This window comes from Mangrovihabitans endophyticus, assembly GCF_014646155.1.
GTDB lineage: Bacteria > Actinomycetota > Actinomycetes > Mycobacteriales > Micromonosporaceae > Actinoplanes > Actinoplanes endophyticus.
Genome location: NZ_BMMX01000200.1, coordinates 1 through 528, shown reverse-complemented (window position 1 = coordinate 528; position 528 = coordinate 1). Strand labels below are relative to the sequence as shown.

Sequence of the window (528 nt, the reverse complement as noted above, 5' to 3'; positions counted from 1 at the left end):
CTAGCGCTTTTTGGATTGATGACTTGAAAAGTGGGTTTGGGGCTAGGGATGTAAATATCGCCATTAGGGGCGGTTTCTCGTTGCACTAAATAGGGGGTAGTCAATTTGCCTTCATTAGAAAACACCGCATAAGCCCTTAAAAGCTGCAAAAAAGTCGCGTTCAGTCCATAGCCATAAGAGACACTGCCCTTTAACACTTCACGCTTGAAAGCGGACAAAGGAGGGATCTTTCCTGTGGCTTCTAGGGATAAATCAATGCCCGTTTTTTGAGAAAATCCATAGCCTAAAAGCCCGTTATAGAAATCCTCCGGGTTGAGATTTTTGCTGATTTTTATCATGCCCACATTGCTAGATTGGATTAAAATGTCTTCAATAACGGCTTTTTTACTAGGAATAAAGTCGTCTTTAATGGTGTATTTTCCTAATTGGTAATAGCCATGGTTTAAATCAATGCGTTCTTTGGGGTTGATTAAATTCTTGTCTAACAGCAAGGAATAAACAATGGGTTTAATCGTGCTGCCTGGTTCA

The 528-nt window shown here is 40.5% G+C and carries 1 protein-coding gene; it reads right to left on the bottom strand.

The window, feature by feature from the left end; all coding sequences use genetic code 11:
- Positions 1-528: penicillin-binding transpeptidase domain-containing protein (locus IEY73_RS34910; RefSeq protein WP_229716461.1), on the bottom strand; the 528-nt coding region annotated here is incomplete at both ends.